The organism is Ardenticatenales bacterium (assembly GCA_020634515.1).
Taxonomy (GTDB): domain Bacteria; phylum Chloroflexota; class Anaerolineae; order Promineifilales; family Promineifilaceae; genus JAGVTM01.
This window is the reverse complement of sequence record JACKBL010000003.1, coordinates 461,937-483,841: the sequence shown is the minus strand read 5'-3', so window position 1 is coordinate 483,841 and position 21,905 is coordinate 461,937. Positions and strand designations below refer to the sequence as shown.

At 59.5% G+C, this 21,905-nt stretch carries 20 protein-coding genes; 8 read left to right on the top strand and 12 right to left on the bottom strand.

The window, feature by feature from the left end; all coding sequences use genetic code 11:
- The first annotated feature begins 212 nt into the window (after positions 1–212).
- Complete coding sequence (moaA, locus tag H6650_10860) at positions 213–1,193, top strand: GTP 3',8-cyclase MoaA (GenBank protein ID MCB8952502.1); 981 nt, start codon at positions 213–215, stop codon at positions 1,191–1,193.
- Positions 1,194–1,277: 84 nt separating this feature from the next.
- Here moaA and H6650_10855 read toward each other — a convergent pair whose 3' ends face one another.
- The 5 genes from H6650_10855 to H6650_10835 all read right to left on the bottom strand — a co-directional run bounded on the left by H6650_10855 (position 1,278) and on the right by H6650_10835 (position 7,084).
- Positions 1,278–2,219 carry a glycosyltransferase family 2 protein gene (locus tag H6650_10855; protein ID MCB8952501.1) on the bottom strand — a complete coding sequence of 314 codons (942 nt, stop codon included), beginning with the start codon at positions 2,217–2,219 and terminating at the stop codon, positions 1,278–1,280.
- Between the two features lie 206 nt (positions 2,220–2,425).
- On the bottom strand, positions 2,426–3,208 hold the full coding sequence (locus H6650_10850) for an endonuclease/exonuclease/phosphatase family protein (protein ID MCB8952500.1): 783 nt from the start codon (positions 3,206–3,208) through the stop codon (positions 2,426–2,428).
- A 90-nt stretch (positions 3,209–3,298) separates the two neighbouring features.
- Positions 3,299–4,798, bottom strand: coding sequence for a glycoside hydrolase (locus H6650_10845; GenBank protein ID MCB8952499.1), 1,500 nt, complete (start codon positions 4,796–4,798; stop codon positions 3,299–3,301).
- Between the two features lie 167 nt (positions 4,799–4,965).
- Complete coding sequence (locus H6650_10840) at positions 4,966–5,694, bottom strand: hypothetical protein (GenBank protein MCB8952498.1); 729 nt, start codon at positions 5,692–5,694, stop codon at positions 4,966–4,968.
- A gap of 64 nt (positions 5,695–5,758) precedes the next feature.
- Entirely contained in the window at positions 5,759–7,084 is a 1,326-nt protein-coding gene (locus H6650_10835) for a peptidylprolyl isomerase (protein ID MCB8952497.1), read from the bottom strand.
- A gap of 407 nt (positions 7,085–7,491) precedes the next feature.
- On the opposite strand from H6650_10835, the gene H6650_10830 reads away from it, so the two are divergent.
- A complete protein-coding gene (locus H6650_10830; protein MCB8952496.1) occupies positions 7,492–7,941 on the top strand; it encodes a hypothetical protein in 450 nt (149 codons plus the stop codon).
- Between the two features lie 5 nt (positions 7,942–7,946).
- Complete coding sequence (aroC, locus tag H6650_10825) at positions 7,947–9,134, top strand: chorismate synthase (protein ID MCB8952495.1); 1,188 nt, start codon at positions 7,947–7,949, stop codon at positions 9,132–9,134.
- Positions 9,135–9,394: 260 nt separating this feature from the next.
- On the opposite strand, the gene H6650_10820 is transcribed toward aroC, so the two are convergent.
- Both H6650_10820 and H6650_10815 read right to left on the bottom strand, forming a co-directional pair.
- A complete protein-coding gene (locus H6650_10820) occupies positions 9,395–9,856 on the bottom strand; it encodes a hypothetical protein (protein MCB8952494.1) in 462 nt (153 codons plus the stop codon).
- Positions 9,857–10,480: 624 nt separating this feature from the next.
- Entirely contained in the window at positions 10,481–10,915 is a 435-nt protein-coding gene (locus H6650_10815; protein ID MCB8952493.1) for a hypothetical protein, read from the bottom strand.
- Between H6650_10815 and H6650_10810 the strand changes: the two genes are divergently transcribed.
- The gene (locus H6650_10810; protein MCB8952492.1) at positions 10,914–11,354 is read left to right on the top strand and encodes a hypothetical protein; all 441 of its coding nucleotides are present in this window, start codon (positions 10,914–10,916) and stop codon (positions 11,352–11,354) included. The genes H6650_10815 and H6650_10810 overlap by 2 nt on opposite strands.
- Before the next feature lie 321 nt (positions 11,355–11,675).
- Here the strand turns inward: H6650_10810 and H6650_10805 are convergent, their stop codons facing one another.
- Positions 11,676–12,110 carry a hypothetical protein gene (locus H6650_10805; GenBank protein ID MCB8952491.1) on the bottom strand — a complete coding sequence of 145 codons (435 nt, stop codon included), beginning with the start codon at positions 12,108–12,110 and terminating at the stop codon, positions 11,676–11,678.
- A 566-nt stretch (positions 12,111–12,676) separates the two neighbouring features.
- On the opposite strand from H6650_10805, the gene H6650_10800 reads away from it, so the two are divergent.
- The 3 genes from H6650_10800 to H6650_10790 are packed head-to-tail and all read left to right on the top strand — an operon-like array spanning position 12,677 to position 14,774.
- A complete protein-coding gene (locus H6650_10800; protein MCB8952490.1) occupies positions 12,677–13,867 on the top strand; it encodes a phosphotransferase in 1,191 nt (396 codons plus the stop codon).
- A 29-nt stretch (positions 13,868–13,896) separates the two neighbouring features.
- Positions 13,897–14,397, top strand: coding sequence for a DUF456 domain-containing protein (locus H6650_10795; protein MCB8952489.1), 501 nt, complete (start codon positions 13,897–13,899; stop codon positions 14,395–14,397).
- 8 nt (positions 14,398–14,405) lie between these two features.
- Positions 14,406–14,774, top strand: a complete 369-nt coding sequence (locus tag H6650_10790) for a hypothetical protein (protein MCB8952488.1) — start codon at positions 14,406–14,408, stop codon at positions 14,772–14,774.
- 147 nt (positions 14,775–14,921) lie between these two features.
- Here H6650_10790 and H6650_10785 read toward each other — a convergent pair whose 3' ends face one another.
- The 4 genes from H6650_10785 to H6650_10770 all read right to left on the bottom strand — a co-directional run bounded on the left by H6650_10785 (position 14,922) and on the right by H6650_10770 (position 20,262).
- Entirely contained in the window at positions 14,922–15,914 is a 993-nt protein-coding gene (locus H6650_10785) for a M42 family metallopeptidase (protein ID MCB8952487.1), read from the bottom strand.
- Positions 15,915–16,095: 181 nt separating this feature from the next.
- Positions 16,096–17,574, bottom strand: a complete 1,479-nt coding sequence (gene guaB / locus H6650_10780; GenBank protein MCB8952486.1) for an IMP dehydrogenase — start codon at positions 17,572–17,574, stop codon at positions 16,096–16,098.
- A gap of 123 nt (positions 17,575–17,697) precedes the next feature.
- The gene (gene lgt / locus H6650_10775) at positions 17,698–18,585 is read right to left on the bottom strand and encodes a prolipoprotein diacylglyceryl transferase (GenBank protein ID MCB8952485.1); all 888 of its coding nucleotides are present in this window, start codon (positions 18,583–18,585) and stop codon (positions 17,698–17,700) included.
- A 114-nt stretch (positions 18,586–18,699) separates the two neighbouring features.
- Positions 18,700–20,262 carry a sulfatase gene (locus tag H6650_10770; protein MCB8952484.1) on the bottom strand — a complete coding sequence of 521 codons (1,563 nt, stop codon included), beginning with the start codon at positions 20,260–20,262 and terminating at the stop codon, positions 18,700–18,702.
- 315 nt (positions 20,263–20,577) lie between these two features.
- On the opposite strand from H6650_10770, the gene H6650_10765 reads away from it, so the two are divergent.
- Complete coding sequence (locus tag H6650_10765; GenBank protein ID MCB8952483.1) at positions 20,578–21,858, top strand: DNA replication/repair protein RecF; 1,281 nt, start codon at positions 20,578–20,580, stop codon at positions 21,856–21,858.
- The last annotated feature ends 47 nt before the right edge of the window (positions 21,859–21,905 follow it).

The window sequence follows — 21,905 nt, the reverse complement described above, 5'->3', positions numbered from 1 at the left end:
GCTTAACCCATTGCCTGAGCCTGCCGCAGGCAATGGGGACTTCCACAAGGATTTCGACAAGGACTTCGACAAGGGCTTTGACAAGGGCTTTGTTTGACGAGCCTGGCCCACAAGAGAGTTAGCCGTTTCGTTTTCGGGGCACATATGGAAGACGCGCGCGGCGCGGCATTTCCTTCTGGCGTCCCGGTTTCGCAAGTGAGAACAGGTGATTCATGGCTCAAGACCGCTTTGGCCGCGACATCAGCTACCTACGTATTTCCCTCACCGACAAGTGCAATTTGCGCTGCGTCTACTGCATGCCGGAAGATATGACGTTCCGTCCGCGCCAGGAACTGCTGCAAGATGAGGAGATATTGCGCCTGGTGGGTGTGTTTGCCGACCTGGGCTTCCATAAATTTCGCCTCACGGGGGGCGAACCGACGGTGCGCGCGGACCTGGTCGGGTTGGTGCGGGGCATTGCCCAGACGCCCGGCGTGGACACGGTGGCGATGACGACCAATGGGGTGCTGCTGGAGCAGATGGCGCAGCCGTTGGCGGAGGCGGGTTTGCAGCGGGTGAACGTGAGCATTGATACGCTGGACCCGCGGAAGTTCCGCCAGGTGACGCGGTGGGGGGATGTGCAGGATGTGTGGGCGGGCATTGCCGCGGCGGAGCGCGTCGGGCTGCGTGTGAAGCTGAACGCGGTGGTGGTGCGCGGCTACAATGATCGGGAGGATGTGGTGGACCTGGCGCGACTGACGTTGTTCAAGCCGTGGCAAGTGCGCTTCATTGAGATGATGCCGTTTGGGGATGTGGCGGATTTTCAGCAGGCGGGCGTGGTTCCTGAAGAAGAATTGCGGGCGACGATTGTGGCGGCGTTGGGGCCGCTGACGTTGGTGAATGCGGGGGAGTTGGATGGCGAGGCGCGTATCTATCGGCTGGCGGAGGGATTGGGGACGCTGGGCTTTATCAGTTCCGTGACGCAACCTTTTTGCGCTTCTTGTACGCGCGCCCGGCTGACGGCGGATGGCAAGCTGCGGTTGTGCCTGCTGCGGGAGCGGGAGTTTGACGTGCTAACACCGCTACGCCAGGGAGCCAGCGATGAGGCGCTAAAGGCGGAACTGCGCGAGGCGATCTGGTGGAAGCCGTGGGGGCATGGCTTGTCGCAAAACGTGATTCCGCTGAATCGCGTCATGTCTGAGATTGGGGGGTGAAGGGGAAAGCATAAGGTATGAACTTCATACCTCATACCTCATACCTCATACCTCATACATACCTCATACCTCATACCTCATACCTTATTCTTCGACTCCCCATGCCTTGTCGATCAGGTACAGAGGCCGGCCTTTGACTTCGTCGTAGATGCGGCCGAGGTATTCGCCGATGATGCCCAGGCTGATGAGTTGGACGCCGCCGAGGAAGAGGACGGCGACGAGGGTGGTGGCCTGTCCGGTGAGTTCTGTGTGTGCGGTGAAGAGGCGCAGGAAGATGACGATGAGGATGGCCAGGGCGGAGATGCCGGCCATGGCGAAGCCGAGGTAGGTGGCGAGTTGGAGGGGGAAGTAGGAGAAGCTGGTGATGGCGTTGAGGGCGAAGGGGAGCATTTGCCGCACGCTGCCGAACTTGGAAGTGCCGGCATATCGCGCATGACGCCGATAGGGAACCCCCGTTTGCCTGTACCCCACCCAGGGAACCATCCCGCGCAGAAACCGGTTCCGTTCCGGCATCCGCCGGATCGCCTCCACGACCCGCCGATCCATTAGCCGAAAGTCCCCCGTATCCAGTGGAATGCCAATACCCGTAATCCGGTCAATCAGGCGATAGAACACCACCGCCGTAAACTTCTTAAACCACGTCTCCCCTTCCCGCTCCGTACGCACCCCATAAACCACATCGTACCCCTCGCGCCATTTAGCGATCATCTCCGGGAATACCTCCGGCGGGTCCTGCAAGTCCGCGTCCGTGAGGATAATGGCATCCCCGCTAACATGGTCCAGGCCGGCGGTGACGGCGATCTGGAAGCCAAAATTACGTGAAAAACTGATCCCCTTCACGCGCTCATCCTGGTTGTGTAACTCGGCAATGATGGCCGCCGAGCGGTCGCGGCTGCCGTCATTGACCAGCACCAGTTCCCAGCTTTCTTTCATGCCGTCCATCACGGCGGCCACCCGTCGATACAACTCAGGCAGCACTTCTTCTTCATTGTAGACCGGAGCGATAATGGAAATTGTTGGCTTCATCTCATTAACTCTATCTCGGGTACGACCAGCGGCGCAATAAAGGCGTCACCCTGGTATTCATTTGGCGTGTTTCCACTCCTTACGGTGGGCAATTCGGCGAATTGTCCTACAGTCGGCATGCCACGGTGGGCAGTTCGGCGAATTGTTCTACGGTGAGTGACACATAACGCGAATCACACTATTGTTGTTATACACGCCTGCTTTTGTCAATGCGGAGAGACGTTTTCCACTTCAATCACCGCCAGCACGCCTACGTGGTCCGATGGGTAGAGGGTGTTGTCCGTAGGCGAGGGGGACTTGCAGATGAGGTGCGCCTGTTTTACCCGGTGTATGGCCGGGGAGACAAAAATGTAGTCCAAACAGCCAGACCAATCGGACGGGCCGGACAGAGCCGTGGGAAAGGTTGCCAACGGCTCGTGCCCCACGGCTTCGGCAAAGGCAGAGCGGTATACCTGCTTCATGCGCCGGATGGCCGGTCCCGTTGGCGTCTCGTTGAAATCTCCGGCGATGATTTGATAAGGCACGCGATTGCGGTCATTGAGCCAGCCCATCAATCTCGTGACCTGCTCGGTGCGTGCTTCCTGGTCGCGGGCGACGTGGTGCAAGTGCAAAGCCACGAAATCAACTGTGCGGCCCGATGGCAGTTCCAGGTTAGCCCGCAGCGCCACGCGCCCCTCATACCCCAACCCCAGGGTATCGCGGGCGACGACGGGCAGCCGTGTAAGAATGCCCACGCCCTCGAAGTATCCCTTGATCAGGTGGCGTTTGCGGGCCAGCAGCAGGCGATAGGGATGCCGCCGAGAGCCACTGAGGCGCACGTTTAGCTGCCGCTGCAACCAGTGGCCTTGCCCAATAGGGAAAGAGATTTCCTGCAAACTGATCAGGTCGGGCTGCGCCTGGAGAAGCTGCGACGCCAACAGATCTCGCCGTTGCAGCCAGCGGTCGGCCCGGTTGCGCAAGTTGAGCGTGGCTACCCGTAAAGTGGACATAGGGGAATGGCGAGTGGCGAGTAGCAAGGGGCGCGTCGCATAGCCCCCTCATACCTCATACCTCATACCTCATACCTCATACCTCATACCTCATACCTCGATCACCGTTGTGCCGGCAGGAACGGCCATCTGCACTTTTCCTTCCACATCCTGCACCACCAACGTAAACGGCAGCGTCGTTGTCACCGTGATCCGCTCCCGGTCGCCCAGGATGTCCAGCGTGCCATCAGGCCCCAGCGGGTACTGATACACTCCATACGCCGCCTCCGCCGCCAACTGGCGATCCCAGGTCACCCGTCGCTGCGGCCAATCCACATTCAGCCCGATCACATCTTCCAGCAACACGGCAATCGGCGTCAGGCCCGTCCAACCAACGAAGTTTGGCTTGGCCGGCTCTCCGGGCGCGGCGCTTTCTGGCGCATAATTTTCCCAGAAAGTGTCCGTCCGTTCAAACACCGTGCACACATGCGTGAGGTGGTTCACGGCGATTTCGTGCGCCAGCGCCGCCTGGTTCACCGCCCGTAGCCCTTTCAGTACCATGTAGTTGGTGGGGGACCAGATGCCTCCTCGCCAATAGTCGCCATTGGCCGCATAGCCATCGCTGTCGGCGGCCTGGCTGGGCACGCGGTGGAAGCGGTTGAACGTGAGCGGGTCGCGCAGATGCTTCACGAATGGGAGCAGACGCTCCCCCGGAACCATTTCCGGGTCTAGCAGCCCCCAGTAAGCGCCAATGCTTTTCACGGGCGAGAAGTGCCCTTGCGCGTCAATGTCGTGGTAGAAACTGGTTTCGCTGTTCCACATGCGCGCGTTGACTTCCTGAATGAGGTGAACGCGCTCGTGCACCAGTGGTTGGATATACTCCCGTTCGCCGAGCAGTTCGGCCATCTGCCACAGGAGCAGGCAGTTCAGCGCGGCCTGGAGATTGGCGTCCAGCCAGGTCCAATGCCGGTGATGGTGCATGCCATCCGGCACGCGCGTCTGGTTGTCCATGCCGCTGCTGAGGCCGGTGGTCCAGTAGAGGCCATTGGGCCAGGTGCGGTTGGCGCGACACCAGCGGTGATAGGTGAGCAGGGGCCAGAATACGTCATGCAGGCGGCTGCTGTCGCCCGTGGCGCGGAAGTAGTCCCATTCCGCCCAGGCCAGGATATTGGGGCCGGTGCTGTTGGGATCAAAAGGATGGAAGAAATCGTGGCCGTCTTCGGTATTGATTTCGCGGCAGATGTAGCCATCACGGTGCTGGTGGGCGTAGAAATTATCCAGCGTGCCCATGAAGTAGAAGGCGCGCCGTCCATAGAGGCCGAAGTGCATCATGAAGGCGCTGTCCCACAGGAAGGTGTTTTCGTTGAAGGCGGTGTCGATGAAATTGGCGATAAAGCCGGCCAGGGGGCTGGCGCGGCGGAGGTTGAGCCAGGCGAGTTCCCAGGCGCGCCAATACATTTCGACCCACTGCGGATGCTCCGGCAAGATGGGGATGGGCAGGCGAGCGCGGACTTCTGTGTACAGAGGGATGCGGGGCGCGTGGCAGGTGCGGTCAAGAAAGGGGTTTTTGTTTACCAGCGGTTCGGTGGGGCGTAAATAGGTGGTGGGCATGGGCGAGTAATGTGTGTGCGAGTGGCACTGGTCTTCGTTTTCCGTGGTTTGTTACAAACTTCTTGAGATTGGACCAATTTCACACGCTCAACGGCTATTTTCACCAGAGAAAATTGGTCCTATCGGACTTAGCAGTTACCTTCTCGATATTTCGGGGAATACGTCCGTTATTTGTTATCCACCCACAGTTCGGCGGAGCCGGCGACGCGGAGGCCGTCGTCGCCAAGACCGGCGACGCGAAGGCTATAGCTGATGGAGACGTTATTGCGTAGTTGGCCGGTCCAGGCGATGGAGTCGCCAAAAGCGAAATAGGGATAGCCGTTGCCGCCGGAGAGGCGAGCCATGCGTTGGGGGACGTTTTCCGGGCCGCCGGGTTCGACGATGCTTTCGTAGACGAGGGTGGTGCCGGGGATGGTTCTGCCGGCAGGAATCAGATATTGTACGACGATATTGGTGTAATGGAGGCTGGCCGCCGCCGGGGGCGCCGCCGCCGGAGTGGGGTTGAAGATGTTCAATGTAACGGGGCCGGCGGCGACCAGTTTACCCAGGAGGGTGGTCGTGAGACGCAGGTTATAGTTGCCGACGACGCCGGGGGCCACCACGCCGTTCCAGGCAAAGGAGTCGCCAGACCGTTTGCTGGCGGACAGTCCACCGATGGTTACGTCGTAGCTGCCGGCATTTTGCCCCACATAGCGTAATTCGGACCCAGGCACGGTGTCCCCGGGATTGAGGCCGATGCGGTAGAGGGGGATGGTGAGGATGAGGGTGTCGCCCATGGGGGTCGGCAGAGGCGCGGGGGTTGGCTCCTGGTTGCCACCGATGTTGGGGATGGCGCAGGCAAGTGCCGGCATCATCAACAAAACCATCAAGCCGAGAAGAGGCATCCACTTCTTCATTTTTGCTCCGACGCCAGAAAACGCGCGGCGCGCCTCCGCGGAAGCGCGCCGCGCCGGTTCCACTTTATGGTGCTTGCTCCTCAATCGTCACCGATTCGATGACGTCACCGGGAGGCGCCTCCGGATCCGTGGATGGATCGCGCGGCGTGATTTTTTGCACCACGTCCATCCCGTCGATCACGCGGCCAAAGATAGTGTAGCCGCCGTCAAGCTGGCTCACGTCGCCCAGTGTGATATACCATTGGCTGCCGTTCCGGTCCGCGCCGGAATTGGCCATCGCCACCATGCCCACCTCCGCGTGCGTCAGCGCCGGGTCAATTTCATTGGGGATGAAGTAGCCGGGGCCGCCAAAGCCCGTGCCCGTGGGGTCGCCCGTCTGAGCCACGAAATCCGGCAGGACGCGGTGGAAAGTGATGCCGTCGAACCAGCCCTCCCGCGCGAGGAAGACGAAGTTGTTCACCGTCTCTGGCGCGGATTTCGGCAGCAGTTCGATCACAAACTCGTCGCCGGAGGCCATCTTTACGCGGGCGTAGTAAGTCGCGTCTGTGTCAATCGTCATAGGTGGCGGGGCAGCGTAGGCACGTTGCTCCAGCAACGTCAGTCTGATCACGGCGTCCCAATAGTAGTAAGTGGGGGGAACTTGTTCACCGGTGACCACTTCGCCATTAAAAAAGAGGGACGGGGTTCCGGGCAGACTCAGGTTGATAGCTTCTTCGCGGGAAACGTCCACAAGGTTGAAATACACGCCATCGTCCAGCTCCGTGGTAAATTTATCCACGTCCAGACCTAACTCACGGGCATAGCTGATGAACTGCTCACGCGCGCCGGCGGCGTCCAGGTTGGCAAAGTCCGCCTGGTGCGCAAACAACATGTCGTGGTATTCCCAGAACTGGCCTTGCGCGCCGGCGGCTTCCGCGGCTTCCGCGGCCTTCTGGGCGTTGGGGTGAATGTTTACCAGGGGGAAATGACGGTAGATAAGGCGTACGTCATTGGGGTAGGCGTCGAGAACCTGGTGCAGCAGTGGGGCCAGGCTGCTACAGCCCGGACATTGGAAATCGCTGTACTCAATGATGGTGATGTAGGCATCCGTGGCCGCGCCGCGAACGTGGTCGTCAGGACGAACCATGCTGGCGGCGGCGACGGCGGCGGCAAGGTCTTCCGCGGGGGCGTCCGTGGTGGTGTCGGTGGGGGCGGCGGTGGTAGCGGGGGCGTCTTGCGCGGCGTTGGTGTCTGTGGCGACATCGGCCGTGGTGTCGGCGTCAGCGGCGTTGGCGGTTTCATCGCCGGCGGCGGTCGTGGCGGCTGGGGCGGTGGGTTCTTGCGTTGTACCTGACGCCCCGCAGGCGACCAGGAACAAGAGTGTGAGGAGTAAGAATACGACTTTTTTCATTAATACTTCCTTCGAGAATTTCCTGTAAGGCGAGTCTCTCACTCGCTTGAAAAAAAGTTGACAGTTGACACTTGGAAGTCTTTCGTGCCGGTTTGGGCCGACACGAGGAACCTTTTCATCCGTCGTGGCGCGCTCCGCGCACGGGGAACGCCTCTGGACTTCATGGGAGAATGCCGGTTTGGGAGACGAAAATGGGAGAGGGGGCAGAATTCCCTCAGGCAGGTATGGTGACGTTGTCAATGGCGACGTGCCGGCATTTCACAAGCGATGGAATGTGTCGCGCGTCGCGCATTCTACCATGTAACAGGGGATGAGGGTAGAATTGGAACTATGAGGTAGGCGGTAGGCGGTAGGAGGCGGGAGGGGGAACTTGTCGCGCGTAAACTTGCGGACTTCTGGAGGTTTTGATGATGAAACGGTTATGGCTTGGGATGATGGTGTTGGCGTTGGCGCTGGTGTTGGCGGCTTGTGGGGGGGGCGGTGGGGCGGAGACGCCGGCGGCGACGGCTGCGCCGGTGGAAGAGGGATATCCGCCGCCAACCGTGGCGATTACGCCGGCGCAAGGGTATCCCGCGCCGCGCCCGACGCCGACGCTGCCCACGGGGTATCCTGATGACGGGCGCGTGTGGTTGATTAAGCCGGTGGGGATGCAGTGCCAGGAGCCGGAGTCGAATTTGAATCAGGAGGTAGCGGTGTTGCAGAACAATGGCATTCTCGTGTTGGCCTCCCAGATGACCAGTCTGGCTGTGTGTGAGGCGTGCGAGGTGTGTCCTACGAGCGAGCATTACCGCATTTTGGTGGCCCCGGAGCAGATTGAGGCGGCGAAGCGGTTTGGCTGGGAAGAGGAGCCGCGATGAATCGTTTGCGTTTCCTCACGGCGGGCGAGTCCCATGGTCCCGGATTGACGGCCATTTTGGAAGGAATGCCGGCAGGACTCCCCCTCGACCACGCCCAACTCAACCAGCAAATGGCCCGGCGCCAGGTGGGATACGGCTCCGGCGGGCGCATGAAAATCGAGAAGGACGCCATCCGCCTCAGCAGCGGCTACATGAACGGGCACACCACCGGTGGTCCCATTGCCCTGCATATCGACAACCTGGACTACGCCAAATGGCGCGACCGCCTGATTCCGCCGATGACGACGCCCCGCCCCGGTCACGCCGACCTCACCGGCGCGATCAAGTACGGCTATGGCGAACTGCGCCTGGCGCTGGAGCGCGCCTCGGCGCGGGAGACGGCGGCGCGTGTGGCTGTGGGGGCGGTATGCCGGCAACTGCTGGCCCACTTCCACATCACCATTGGCAGCTACGTCGTCAGCATCGGGGAGGTGGTGGCGCACATTCCCGATGAGATGCCTTACGCGGCGCGATTCGCCGCCGCCGAGGGTAACGAAGTGCGCTGCCCCTTGCCGGAGACAGCGGCGCAGATGGAGGCCGCTATCTGGCAAACGATGCAGCAGAAGGACACCATCGGTGGCGTCTTTGAGGTCGTGGCTTTGGGTGCGCCGCCCGGATTGGGTAGCCATGTGCATTGGGACCGTCGTCTGGACGCGCTACTGATGTGGGCGATTGGCTCCATCCATGCCGTGAAGGGGGTGGAAATTGGCCCGGCGTTTGCCAACGCGGCGCGCCCTGGCTCCGAGGTCCACGACGAGATCTTTCTGGCACAGAATGGGCAGCGGCTCTATCGCCAGACGAACCACGCTGGCGGCTTTGAGGGGGGCATCACCACAGGGGAGCCAATTGTGGCGCGGGCGGCCATGAAGCCCATCTCCACCGTGCTGAACCCCCGCCGTTCCGTCAATCTGGCGTCAGGCGCGGCGGACGTGACCACGTATGAGCGCAGCGATTTTTGCGCCGTGCCCCGCGCCGCCGTGGTGGGGGAGGCGATGATGGCGATTGTGCTGGCGGATGCGCTGCTGGAGAAGTTGGGGGGGGATAGCCTGGCGGAGATGTCGCCGCGCTTTGCCGCGCTGCGTCGGGCGCGTCTGGATGCGCTGCCTATGGATGACGCTCCCTGGCGGTTCGACTATGATGACGCGGCACAGTGAAAGGAGTTGACCGCCCCGAAGCCCGATTTGCATTGTTTGTTGCGTATCTTCTCAATAAAGTGGGGCGAAGCTGGTTGAGCCTGTCGAAACCAATGGCCTTCGACAGGCTCAGGCCGCGGTTCCCCCGACATATTAAGGAGCTACCTGAATTGAGACAAAAAAAGAGGGCTAACGACAGACTCTGTCGTTAACCCTCTTGTAACAGGATGATCAGTGGCCGACCATCAGGAAGGCCAACTGATCTATCCGTCACGAGTGCATTAGTTGCCCAGGGAGGAGCCGGTGGCCTCAGGAGCGAACGGGCAGGTCGCGCCCCACGCATAGTCACCAGAGTTGAGTGGCGGATCGCCAGGGGTGTAGGGCAGCCAGTAGTGCGCCCATTGGCGGGGGGTGAAGTCGAGTTTGGTGAGGACGTTGGAGCCGATGTTGAAGACGACTGCCGCGCCCAGGCCGCTGGCCGGCGGAATCGGGACGCCCGCGGGCGTGAAGGTGCCGAAGACGAACGGTTCGGTGGCGCAGCCAGTGCGGTTACCGGTGATGGTGGGCGGGGTGGTCCATGCGAGGTGCATGCCGTCGCAGTAGCAGCTGGTGGGGCTGCTGAGGAAGATGAGGTCAACGGAGCCTTGCGTGCCGGCATCTTTGCCAGAAGCGAAGGCGGAAACGGCTACCATCAGGGAAGCCATCAAAACAAAAACGAACAACAGGGTAAGCTTTTTCTTCATGTCTCCTGGTTCTCCTTAGACTGAAACCTGCTGGTATCCGTGCGACCGGACGTCTATGCAAGCGTATTGATGAGACATTACTGCTTTGCATGAAATGCCGGCAAAACACAACGAGTTTTCAATCTTGTCTTCTGCTTTTTTTGATACAACGAATACTGTACAGTATGGGCACGGACGAGGAAATAATACTTGACAATGGGACTGCTGTCAACTGATTGATCACGTGAGGGTGCGCGGGGTTTTGGTTGACGCCGTCGTTTTTGTAGGGCAAATAGCGTCCCGCGCGAGGGCGCTGCGCGCCTGACGACGCCCTCGACCCTGGCAGAAACCCGTGGTTTTCCCTCGTATTTCTGTGAGAGATTTCGGACTTGCGGGTCATCAACAGAAGTTCCGCACACCCATCACGCGAATCCCCTCATATCGGAACAGGATGCTGGCGTTGTCGCCGACCTCCGTATGGGGTTTGATCCCGGCCAAAGCCGTGACTCCGATGCCGCGTAGGGGTTTCGCCGGACTTGAGTCAAGACGTGTGCCCAAAACAAAAAGAGCCAACCACGTAATGGTTGGCTCTTTTGCAGAACCAGGAGATCTGGTTACTTGTACTTATTGGTCGAGTGTGTACGCTTAGTTGCCGAGGGAGCTGGCGCCGCCTTCCATCGCGGGGCAGCCGAAGCCGAACGTGCCACTATTGACCAGGTTGCCACCGAAGTCATAGTGCGCCCAAGCGCGCGGATTGAAGGTCATCTTGGTGTAGATTTGCCAGTCGGGAATGACAATGATAGCGCCCGTGCCCGTGGGGACGACGGGGTTCTGCTGGCCGACGAAGGAACCCTGGATCGCGCCGGTGACGCAGCCGCACTGCGCGCCGCTGATGCCGTAAGCATTGGGCAACTGGTGACCCATGGAAACACCGTCGCAATAAGGATTGCCGGCAGCATCCTGGAAGGTGATGTCAATGGGATTCGGGGGCACGTTGACAGCGGCGAAGCTGCTGCCAGAACGGAAGGCGAAAAGGCCAACCAGGACGACAAACGCGAACAAAAGACCAAACTTTTTCATGCTATTCTCCCTTGAGATTTGGATGATTTGCGACTTGCGCAACCGATGGAACCTTTTGCCGCGCAACCAAAAGCGAACGTGGCTTAATCCACATCCCCATTGGCGGCACTGCCAGGAAAACGCCGATTGGCAGCCTGTTGGTTTGAGCTTGGATCAAAAACTGATGGTAGTATTGCAGTACTGCTCTACGAAACGTCAATATGTTAGCGGAAAACCATTGATCGTGCAAGGGTTTTGTATAAAGTTCGGCAATATTCGTTTAGCGACGTTTTATGCAGGGGCGGACACGCAGGACATCATCCTGGCGACAATCAACACCCTGTCGCTCGCCCGTCTCTCCCCTTTGTGTCGTGACAAAGGCGCGACGGCGCGGAGCAGAGACGGCTTATCCGGTGATATGTCCGATCACCACGTGTGGATTTCGCCGGATTCAAGCTGAGAATGGCTGCTGCGCGAATCTTTTGGAGCCAGGTTGCGTCCCCAAACGAAAAAGAGCCAACCACCACGTGGTTGGCTCTTTCGCAGACTAGATGGCTTGTTGTTTGAGCCTATGTGCTCAGGGCGCATCCGTTGTTAAATCTGGAGTGACTATACAGGTCATCTGCCCAGATTGGACCAATTTGCTCTGGTTGAATCTTATTGATGTCTACAAAATTGGTCCAATCTCTCGGAGACGTGAATAGTTACTATCTGGAATTGACGGATGCGCGGGAACGGTTCTTGCTTGTCGGGCAACCCAACGTTGCTTTTGAGCGAACCCTTAGTTGCCGAGGGAACTGACGCCCCCTTCCATCGCGGGGCAGCCATAGGCAAATGTACCGCTGTTGACGTAGCCCCCACCATAGGCGTAGTGCGTCCAGGCGCGGGGGTTGAACGTTAACTTGGTGTAAATCTGCCAATCGGGGATGATGACGAGAGCACCCGTGCCCGTGGGAACGATGGGGTTGTTGGGACCTACGAAGGAACCCTGAATCGCGCCCGTGACACAGCCGCATTGGCTGCCGCTAATGGCGTAGCCATTGGGCAACTGGTGGTTGATGGAGAGGCCGTCGCAATAGGGGTTGCCGGCGGCATCCTGGAACGTGAGGGGAATGGGGTTTGGGGGTACGTTCACGGCGGCAAAGCTGCTGCCAGAACGAAATGCAAAGAGACCGACCAACACGACAAACGCGAACAGCAAAACGAACTTTTTCATGCTACTCTCCTCTAATCGTGAGTGATTCGCGCCTTTTATTGTTAACGCGGCTGGTCAGCACGGCCTATGTTGGGAAGGGGTTCCGCACAAACAGCGTTCCCGCCAGGAAGCGCCAACTTGTAAGGTCGCATTGCCGAAATATGAAATTTCTTGGATAGTTGTGGGTGAAATGGTGCAGCAAACACCAAGATGCGCACATAATAGATCAAGGGCATCGAATTGTCAATATGCCCCGTCGTCACGTTATCGAAGCGGAATTACTTGATTTTGCCGCGTTTTGCCGCATAATCTTCAAGGTTCGGCGATGGGCCAGGCCTGGACTATGGCCTGTTTTACGAAATGCGCATTCCGCATTACAATCTGGTTGGCTGCCTCTAGTGATAACCCGGACCTGTTCGAGACTGACGCAGTCTCGGAGTCTGCTTCAGTCTCCAACCACGAAACAATCAGGGTAACTACTAACGCTCTCTGGAGATTGGACCAATTTTACGCGCTCAATGCCCATTTTCACCAGAGAGAATTGGTCCAATCTGGCTTAGCAGTTACCAATCAGGAAGTAACCAAGCGTGAGAGGAATTGAGCTAATCAGCCGTGACCCGGCTGCCTGGACGGCTATATTACAAGAACGCGCGGAGACGGACGCGGTCGTCGTGCGGCACGTGCGCGCCGTCTCGCTGGGCGACGGCTTCACGCGCTACTTCCTCACCTTGAAGGGGCATTCTGATCCGATTACGCTGATAGGCAAGCGCACCACCCCGACGGAGGCTGCCTTTTACCGTGATTTCAGCGCCCGCCTCGGTTTCCTCGCGCCGCGCTGTTGGTACAGCTACGTGGATGAGGAACGGGGCTGGGTTGTGATGGAAGATGTGCCCAACGACCGCCCACCGAGACGGTGGGGAGACCGTGATGTGGAGCGCGTGGTGGGGAATCTGGCGGCGCTGCATATTGCCTGCTGGAACCGGGTGGAGGATTTGCGGGTCTTTGATTGGCTGCCGTGGCGATTATGGCCGATGGGCATTGAGTCGTCCCGGTCGCGGAAATTGAACGCGGGGCTGCTGTCGTTGGGGGATTTGGAAATGCCGGCATCTCACGCCCTCGCCAGCGCCGGTCCTCTGATAGGAGAATTCGAGCGCGCCGCCCGTTGCCTGGAACGGCTGCAACAAGGAGGCCCGTGGCCTGGCGTGATTGAGCAGGAGCATATTGACGCCCTGGCCGATTTGCTAGACGATCCTGTACCCATGCTGTACCCTTTGCGCTCGCTGCCCAGTACGCTGCTGCACGGGGAGCCGGGGTTGCGGCATTGGCGGTTGACGCTGTTTGGGGATTGTAATCTGCTTGATTGGCGGACGGTGTGCATCGGTCCGTCTTTGTGCGATCTGGTGAGTTTTATTGAGGATATGGAGCGGGTACATACGCTAGATGCCGGCAGGCAACCCCGCGAGGTAACGCAACTGCGCGCAGAAACAATCGTAGACACCTACCTTCTGCGACTCTACGAAGCCTTGTGGCCCCTTTTCAATGCCCGCGAGGTACGCAAGGCAATGCCGGCAGCCCACTGCCTCTACATCATCACCCACTGGTTGCCCATCCTCGACGACTGGGTCGCCCCTCTATCCCCGGACAATGCGACTCCGGCGTATTCTCCACGTATAACGGAACAGCAATTACGACAAGCCGGTCGCCTCGCCGCCGTCCGCTACCGCCCCTACCTGACCGACCTGTTCCAGCGTTTTCTACATGCTTATCGCAATTTGTAGGCGCGACGCGCCACGGTAGGGAGCAATCCGTGTTAGCTTACTTTTTTCAATCACTTACGTTTGGCGTCACCGTTGGCTTTATGCTTCTGGGCGTCGTGGGTGTCATCGTGCCCGTCTTCCCCGGAATGCTCCTCGTCTGGCTAAGCCTGCTAGGCTACGCCATCTTTGATGGCTTCCACGCCATTGGGTGGGGGTTGTTCCTTGTCCTGTCCCTGTTCGCGCTGGCGACGGGCACCGCGGATCTGTGGCTGCCCCTGGTGGGCGCAAAGGCCACGGGTGCTTCGCGGCGGGGCATGATCTACGGTACGGTGGGCGCACTGGCCGGTTTCTTGATCTTCAACTTGCCGGGAGCCATAATCGGCTATGCGTTGGGGGTTGTGCTGGGCGAATACCAGCGACATGGTGATTGGCGGCAGGCGCTGCGGGCCAGCATGGGGGGATTGGCGGGCATGGGGGTTTCTACCTTAATCCAGTTGGGGGCCAGTATCATCATCCTGGTCGTGTTTGTATGGCGTGTTCTCAGCTTCTAGGAGGCGACATGACGGCGGAACAATTACGGTCGATTGGTTTGGTCGCTGCCGGCATTCTCGCCATCAACCTCATGCTCTTCACCCTCCTCATTATTCTCGCCTACCGCCGCGTCCGCCACCTGCATATCCCTCCCGACGCCGACTTCACGCAAACCCTGCTCCACGTCCCCCTCCTCCTCGTACTGGCGATTGACCTCCTCGATCTCACCCTCGACATCTTCAGCGTCCCCATCGTCTGGATCATCCTCGACCGCATGAACCTGCGCGCCCTGCGCAACGTCTCCGTCATCGAAGCCGCCATTCCCTTCACCCAACCCATCCCCACCCTCACCCTCGCCTGGTTCGGCGTCAGGCTGTTGCGGCGGGAGAAGACTTGAAGGACGAAGGATGGGAGCGGATGACGCGCGGATTGGGGCGGATGACGCGCGGATCGGGGCGGACGACGGTCACTAAAATGGGTCCAATCTCCAGAGAGCGTTAGTCGTTACCAAGACTGAACCAATCCCGCCCTTCGTCTCTCGTGGTTACAGGTCAATCGGGTTGGCGAGGATTTCCACCAGCAAGCGCACGCACTGCTCCACGTCACCCGCGTCCACCGTTTCGCTGGGGGAATGCACGTAGCGACACGGGATGGAAATACAGCCGGCGGCGCAGCCCGGTCCGGCGATTTGCATCGGGCGGGCATCCGTCGTGCCCCCGTCCAGCACTTCCAACTGGTACGGAATTTGCGCCGCCTCCGCGTGCCGGCGCATCAAGCGCACCAGGCCGCTGTGGGCGATCATGCCGCTGTCCTTCACCTTGATAGCCGCGCCATCCCCCAGGCGCACAGCCATCGGGCGCGCTTCCGGCACGTCTCCCGTCAAGGTTACGTCCAGGGCAATGCCCACATCCGGGCTGATGGCATTCGCCGCCGTTTGCGCTCCGCGCGTGCCCACTTCCTCCTGCACGCTGAAGACGAAGTAAACGTCGTGCGGCGTGTTCGCCAGCCGCTGCAGCGCCTCAATGGACACCACGCAGCCGATGCGGTCATCCATGGATTTGGCGGAAAGGCGGTTGCCCTGAATCACCAGTGGGCGATAGAAGCCGGCGGGCGCGCCCACACTCACGGGGCAATCCTCACGGCTGGTCGCACCCACGTCAATGAAATACTTATGCAGCGGGTGCAACCGGTCCCGCTCCTCAAAGCGGTCCGCGTGGATAACGCCCACCGTGCCATCGGCGAACTGCACGCGCCCGCCCAACAGCGTATGCGGAGAAACGCCGCCGATGTTGGTGAAGCGGAGGAAGCCGTCGGCGGTGATGTGCGTGATCATCACGCCAATCTCGTCCATATGCGCGGCGATCATCACCTTCAGGCCGCTGCCGTTTCCCTTTTTGCGCGCAATCAAATTGCCCAGAGCGTCCACACTGACTTCGTCGGCGTAGGGGGCGATTTCGGGATGGATGATCTGGCGCATCTGGTCTTCAAAACCAGAGGGGCCAAACGCTTCAACGAGTTTCTTGATCAGTTCGTTCATCGGAAATCCTGTGGGAGCGCTTGCGGGCGGTTGGGAGATACAGTAGAGCCAGAAAGCGATGCGAGTTTGACGAATTCTTACAAAACTATCTTCTCGGAAGCTGTTTTCATGCCAAATAACGGGCATGATGAGGCGCTCTGGGTCTGAGCGCGCTCCCGGAAAGGTTCGCATAACGCCGACATCAACGTCGGAACTGGTAATTGGGCGCGTCCTGGATGATGCGGATGCTGTGTGGGTGGCTTTCCATGAGGCCGGCATTGGTGATGCGAATAAACTGGGCTTTTTGGCGCAGTTCTTCCAGGTTGCCCGCGCCGACGTAGCCCATGCCGGCACGCACGCCGCCCACCATCTGATACAGCACATCCGCCAGCTTCCCTTTATAGGGAACCTGCCCCTCAATTCCTTCGGGGACCAGTTTGCTGCGTTCGCCCGACGCCTGACCACTGCCATAGCGGTCCGCGCCGTACCCCTGCATTGCGCCCAGGCTGCCCATGCCGCGATACACCTTGTAGCGGCGGCCTTCGTAGTGGATGATCTCGCCCGGGCTTTCCTCCAGGCCGGCCAGGAGGGAGCCGAGCATGACGGCATCCGCGCCGGCGGCCAGGGCTTTGACAATGTCGCCGCTGTACTTGATGCCGCCGTCGGCGATGGCCGGGATGTTTTGACGGTGGGCTTCGGCGGCGCACTCAAAAACGGCATGAATCTGGGGTACGCCGACGCCGGAGATGATGCGGGTGGTGCAGATGGAGCCGGCGCCAATGCCAATTTTGACGGCGTCGGCGCCGGCGGCGATGAGATCGCGTGTGCCTTGCGTGGTGGCGACATTGCCGGCAATCACCGGCACGGACGGATAGCGGCGTTTTGCTTCCGCCAGCGTGTCGATGACCGAACGGGCGTGGCCGTGCGCCGTGTCAATCACCACGGCGTCCACGCCGGCGTGCACCAGCCCCTCCATGCGCTCCAACCCTTTCTCGCCCACGCCCACCGCTGCCGCGCACAGCAGCCGCCCATTGTCGTCCGTGACCGCCAGGGGGTAATCGATCTTCTTCAAAATGTCCTTGACCGTGATCAAGCCCTTGAGGCGGCCCTCGTTGTCCACCAGCGGGAGTTTTTCGATGCGGTGACGGTGCAGGATTTCTTTGGCGTTTTCCAGGCTGGTTCCCACGGGAGCCGTGATCAGGTTGTGGGCGGTCATGAAGTCGGCGACGGGCTGCGCCCCAGGCGTGACGAAGCGAGTGTCACGATTGGTGAGGATGCCCACCAGCCGTCCGTTTTCATCGGTGATCGGTACGCCGGAGATGTGGTAGCGGCTCATGATGGCTTCCGCGTCCGCCAGGGTAGCGGTCGGGGGTAGCGTGATGGGGTCCACAATCATGCCGGCTTCGGAGCGTTTTACTTTGTCTACCTCGTCGGCCTGTTCGCCGGCGGAGAGGTTGCGGTGGATGACGCCCACGCCGCCCAGCCGCGCCAGGCTGATAGCCATTTTGCCTTCGGTGACGGTGTCCATGGCGGCGGAGAGGATGGGGATGTTGAGGTGTAAATTGCCGGCAAGTCGCGTACTCAGGTCGACTTCCGACGGCAATACGGAAGACGGCCCTGGTGCTAACAAAACGTCATCAAACGTCAGCGCCAGGGTATTGAATTTCTCTTCAATCGTCATAGTTGCTCCTGCATTCGTGTTACCACGTACCGCGGCCCAATTAGGGATGGCAAAAGAACGAGGAAAGCCGCACGCTACATGGGTTCATTCTCTCGGAATGGACCCATCTTAAACGGATGCGCCCTAACGAGATTGCTGCCGTCGTGGCTTAGGTTTGCGCACGCGCGGTTTGCGTCGTGGTGCCAGCGCCAGCTTGCCGTAGCGGCCCATGATTATGAGCGCGCCGACGACGGCCAGACCTAACGCCAGCAGCATGGAGTAGGTGATCAGGCTGTTGCCGATGGCGGGTTGGTCGGGGCGGAACAGTTCGATCCAGGCGCGCCCGCCACCCCACCAGATCAGAAAGGCGCCAAAAAGTGTACCCGCCTTCCACTGGCCGCGGAAACGGCGGTTGAGATAGGTGAGCAAGAAGAAGCCGATGAACAGCCAGATGGATTCGTAGAGAAAAGTGGGATGAAAACGAGTATCCGGCGGGTAGAGGGCAAGGTCATTGTACGGGGGAATGCGGTTGTCAATCAGGATGCCCCAGGGGAGTTTGGTGGGAGGGCCGTAGAGTTCCTGATTGATGAAGTTGCCCCAGCGACCGATGGCTTGTGCCAACAGCAGCGCGGGTCCGGCTACGTCGGCGTAGTCCCAGAAGTTGAGTTTGCGCCAGCGGATGTAGAGGAAACCGACAAGGGCGGCGCCCACGAAGCCGCCGAGGATGTTGGCCCCGCCGGCGCGGATGTTGATGACGTCCAGGAAGGAGGTGTAGGCGGCGCGATTGCCGGCAATAATTGCATCCTGAAACACGTACCACAAGCGCGCAAACAGGTAGCCAAACAGAACCACCAGCAGCAGCCCGTTGTACAGATCATCAACGCTCTGCCCGCGCTTCTCAATTTCGCGCCCGGCCCACCACGCACCCAGCACAATGCCGACGGTGATGATGATGCCGTACCAGTAGACGGGGAACCCGTTGCCAATAGGAATGGTAAAAGCCACCGGATCAATTTTCAAAAAATCGAGCATGAATTAATTCCTTTTTCACCCTGTCGGTTTGATCTATTGCACACGCACTCGTCACTGCAAAGCCCGATTGGACCAATTTTCTCTGGCGAAATTGGTCCAATCTCCTGGTAGCACTCACTCAATATAACCCAATCCCCGCAGGCGCTGCAAAAGCTTATCGTCGTCCATCTGTAACAGCGCGCCGGCGGTCAGTTGGTCCCGCTGGTTTTCCACGCGGCGGGCGACGCGGTTGAGCATCCGCGCCAGTTGATCCGCTTCCGTGGGCATGTGCGCCAGGCGGTTGTGCAATTCCAGAGGATCGTGTTGGAGTTGAAACAACTCGTCTGGCTGGCCGTCTACCTGAATCAGCTTCATGTCGTCCTGAACTATGGCTTGCCGCCGCGCCAGGCAGCGGAATGGCTCCAGGAGTTCCGGCTGGCGATGTTCGATAGCGCGCACGAAGTTCAGCGGCGGGTAGACATCGGCGTAGGCAACGCCTTGTTCGGGGTCCTGGCCGCGAATGGTTTGTTTAAGGGAGAGGTTGTGGATTTCGCCTGGGTCGAGTTGGGGGATGTCGGGGAGAATGCCGGCAGCGTCCAATAAAGTGTGGTAGACGCGGCGCGTGCTCACGGGGGTGGCGACGCGGGTGGGGGCCATCTGCGCCGGCCAATGCAGCAGCATGGGCACATGCACCAACTCCTGGTAGGCGACAAAAGCGTGCCCGAAATATCCATGCTCTCCCAGGCTGTCTCCGTGATCGGCCACGACCAGCGTCATCGTGTTTTCTCGTTGGCTCCGCTCCGCGAGCGCATCGAACAGTTGCCCCAGGTAATGGTCCTGATAAGCCACTTCCGCGTCGTACATATCGTTGAGAACCCGAGCCTCCAGTTCGTCCAATGGTTGGGACAATGGCGCGGCCCAGCGATATGCTTCCCGGTTCCAGGCATGCAGAATGGCGCGGGCTTCGCGGTTGGTGCGCAGCGTGGGCGCCACCTGGTCAATAAACGACTGCGGAGGCCAGAAGGGCAAATGCGTTTCCATCAAGTTGAGGAAGAGGAAAAGCGGCTGGGATGATTGGCTGCGCTCCCGTTGGCGCAAAAACCAGGCTACATCCTGTACGGAGCGTTCGTTTTGCCCCTTGAAACGGGCCAACCGTGACCAGAGTGGTGTGAGCCAGGTGTTTAAGGATACGCTAAAGGCAAGGTCCGATTGTCCGAAGAAGTTCTGGATGGGGTAGGAGATGCGGCGCAGGAACTGCGTGTACCATTCGGCGGCGATATTGAAAGGCCAGGGGAAGCGGCTGGAGCTGCGGGGTACGGTGGGAATGGCCCCCCCATAATTGTAGAAGGTGTGGAAGCCGCGCTTGAAGCCGTTGTCCAGGATGCCCACCAACGGATTGTTGCAGAAGCCAACGGTTTGGTAGCCGGCTGCTTGCAGCACTTCGGCCAGATGGGGACGATCTGGGGGGAGGCTCTGGTTGGATTGGGTTACCTGGTGCGCGGTGGGGTAGAGGCCGGTGAACATGGAGGCATGGCTGGGGATAGTCCATTGGGCGGCGGAAATGGCCTGTTCGAAGAGGACGCTCTGGGCGGCGAAGGCATCCAGGTGGGGGGTGAGAGGCCGATGATAACCGTAACAGCCGAGGCGGTCGGCGCGCTGGGTGTCAAGTACAATGAAAATGATGTCAGGTTGGTTCATGGCATGACCGAGACTTTTCTTCGTAAGGGTCAATACAGATGTGAAGCATTTTTACAGGATGCCACGCTATGAGAGCGGCGTTTATAAGTGCGTCGCGCCGCTGAATCGTGAAGCGTAACCGTCGCATACGGAAAAGATGGCGTGTGTCTGGGAATCCGCGCGGTTTTGATTGTTCCCGTAAATGCGTGATTGCGTGCTTCTTTACCAGCGCACAAGCATAGCATGGAGGTAATAGCGTCGCAAACTTTACACCGGCGCAGCAAACTACGGCATGGCATCCCGTTTTGCTTATGCTAAAATTCACGAGTAACGTCATTGACTTTCCCCGATTCCACGTATATGTATCTCTCGCATTTATCGCTGACGAATTTTCGCAATTATGGCCGACTAGAACTTGACTTCAATGCGGGTCCGGTTTTGTTGTATGGGCGGAATGCGCAAGGGAAGACGAATTTGTTGGAGGCGGTTTATTATCTGGCAACGACGCGCTCGCCGCACGCGGATACTGATCAACAGTTGTTGAACTGGACGGCGAATGAGACGGAGGATGTGGTCGTGGTGGGGAGATTGGCGGCGCAGGTGGTGACAAATGCCGGCACAAAACACCTGGAAATGCGCCTCATCAAAGAGCAAAAAAACCGCAATGGCAGTAGTTTTCGCCGCGAAGCACTCGTCAACCGGCGCAAAGTGCGCCTGATGGACCTGATTGGCAACCTGCGCGCCACCCTCTTTTTGCCAGAAGACCTCCAACTCGTGACCGGTCCTCCCGCCAGCCGCCGCCGCTACGCAGACATCACGCTTTGCCAGGTGGATCCCATTTACTGCCGCAACCTGGCCGCCTACAACAAAGTCCTGGAACAACGCAACGCCCTCCTGCGCCAGATCAACGAAAGCGGCGGCGGGCGAGATGTGCTGCCCATCTTCACGGACAGATTGGTCAAACTGGGTAGCCACATATTTGCGCGGCGGGCCATCCTTTTCGCCTATCTTGCCCATGCCGCGCAGCGCATTCATTACGAAGATTTGACCAATCGCCTGGAAACGATCCGCCTCAATTATTTGCCGCGCTTGGAAGATGCGCAACCTGGTCGCAGCCGTGAAGAAAATGACGCCGTGGCGGACATGATCACGATAGCCGATTGGCTGCGCACACAGCCCGAAGGAAAGCAGGAAGCCATCATCGACCGCTATCAGCGCGCCATTGAAACGAGCGTGGATCAGGATATTGCGCGTGGCAGCACCAGTCTCGGTCCACACCGCGACGACTGGTTCTTCCAGGTGAATGGCCGCCCCCTTTCCAGCTATGGCTCCCGCGGCCAGCAGCGCAGCGCCATGCTGGCGCTGAAACTGGCGGAAATCGGCTGGATGAAGGAGCAGACGGGCGAGACGCCGATTTTGCTGTTGGATGAGGTAGCGGCGGAATTGGATGCGCGGCGGCGGGAACTTCTGCTGGAAGTGACGCAAAAGGCCAGCCAGGCGATCTTGACAACGACGGATCCAGGGATGTTTGCCGGCACTTTCCTGCAACAAGCCCAAACATTACATGTATCCAACGGGCGCGTCACCCACGACGCGCCACTTAGGAACGGAAATTAAATCAGACAATGAAGTTGTTTCCTTACCGTTCCTGCAAACTGACGATG

Bases quoted from the DNA above. Each gene is read 5' to 3' on its own strand.
- moaA (MCB8952502.1), top strand. From the start codon at position 213: ATGGCTCAAGACCGCTTTGGCCGCGACATCAGCTACCTACGTATTTCC.
- H6650_10855 (MCB8952501.1), bottom strand. From the start codon at position 2,219: ATGAAGCCAACAATTTCCATTATCGCTCCGGTCTACAATGAAGAAGAA.
- H6650_10850 (MCB8952500.1), bottom strand. From the start codon at position 3,208: ATGTCCACTTTACGGGTAGCCACGCTCAACTTGCGCAACCGGGCCGAC.
- H6650_10845 (MCB8952499.1), bottom strand. From the start codon at position 4,798: ATGCCCACCACCTATTTACGCCCCACCGAACCGCTGGTAAACAAAAAC.
- H6650_10840 (MCB8952498.1), bottom strand. From the start codon at position 5,694: ATGAAGAAGTGGATGCCTCTTCTCGGCTTGATGGTTTTGTTGATGATG.
- H6650_10835 (MCB8952497.1), bottom strand. From the start codon at position 7,084: ATGAAAAAAGTCGTATTCTTACTCCTCACACTCTTGTTCCTGGTCGCC.
- H6650_10830 (MCB8952496.1), top strand. From the start codon at position 7,492: ATGATGAAACGGTTATGGCTTGGGATGATGGTGTTGGCGTTGGCGCTG.
- H6650_10820 (MCB8952494.1), bottom strand. From the start codon at position 9,856: ATGAAGAAAAAGCTTACCCTGTTGTTCGTTTTTGTTTTGATGGCTTCC.
- H6650_10810 (MCB8952492.1), top strand. From the start codon at position 10,914: ATGCTATTCTCCCTTGAGATTTGGATGATTTGCGACTTGCGCAACCGA.
- H6650_10815 (MCB8952493.1), bottom strand. From the start codon at position 10,915: ATGAAAAAGTTTGGTCTTTTGTTCGCGTTTGTCGTCCTGGTTGGCCTT.
- H6650_10805 (MCB8952491.1), bottom strand. From the start codon at position 12,110: ATGAAAAAGTTCGTTTTGCTGTTCGCGTTTGTCGTGTTGGTCGGTCTC.
- H6650_10790 (MCB8952488.1), top strand. From the start codon at position 14,406: ATGACGGCGGAACAATTACGGTCGATTGGTTTGGTCGCTGCCGGCATT.
- H6650_10785 (MCB8952487.1), bottom strand. From the start codon at position 15,914: ATGAACGAACTGATCAAGAAACTCGTTGAAGCGTTTGGCCCCTCTGGT.
- guaB (MCB8952486.1), bottom strand. From the start codon at position 17,574: ATGACGATTGAAGAGAAATTCAATACCCTGGCGCTGACGTTTGATGAC.
- lgt (MCB8952485.1), bottom strand. From the start codon at position 18,585: ATGCTCGATTTTTTGAAAATTGATCCGGTGGCTTTTACCATTCCTATT.
- H6650_10770 (MCB8952484.1), bottom strand. From the start codon at position 20,262: ATGAACCAACCTGACATCATTTTCATTGTACTTGACACCCAGCGCGCC.